This is a genomic window from Mesorhizobium sp. M5C.F.Ca.IN.020.29.1.1, from assembly GCF_003997375.1.
In the GTDB taxonomy this organism is placed as follows: domain Bacteria; phylum Pseudomonadota; class Alphaproteobacteria; order Rhizobiales; family Rhizobiaceae; genus Mesorhizobium; species Mesorhizobium wenxiniae.
This window is the reverse complement of sequence record NZ_RZSW01001220.1, coordinates 1-391: the sequence shown is the minus strand read 5'-3', so window position 1 is coordinate 391 and position 391 is coordinate 1. Positions and strand designations below refer to the sequence as shown.

At 50.1% G+C, this 391-nt stretch carries 1 pseudogene; it reads left to right on the top strand.

The window, feature by feature from the left end:
- Window positions 1-118: 118 nt before the first annotated feature.
- Window positions 119-391, top strand: a pseudogene (locus EOA85_RS37125) (cysteine desulfurase); the annotation flags it as partial.

Here is a 391-nt window from a genome sequence, read left to right as displayed (position 1 = left end):
TGGTATGATCGCCCGCAACGGTAGCTCGACGGCTTCTAATCAAGGCATTTCGTTGCCAACTGCAGAAATGGGCGTCCCGAGTAGATTTTGCGCTCTTTACCCACGTAACACGGATCTGATGACGAGCATGACAAGCCATTTTCTTCCTTTGGACGTCCTCCGGCAGGAATTTCCAGCCACCCAAAGCGCCATTTACATGGATGTTGCAAATCAGGGGCTCATATCCAGAACCACCCGTACGTCCATGGATCAGCACCTTGATAATCGACTAAACGGCTTGAATGACGAAGAAGGAATGATGCAGCTTGTCGAGCAAACACGCTCCAGATTTGCTCAATTTGTTGGGGCCGAAAAGGACGAAATCGCTGTTACGAAGAATGCATCGGAAGGC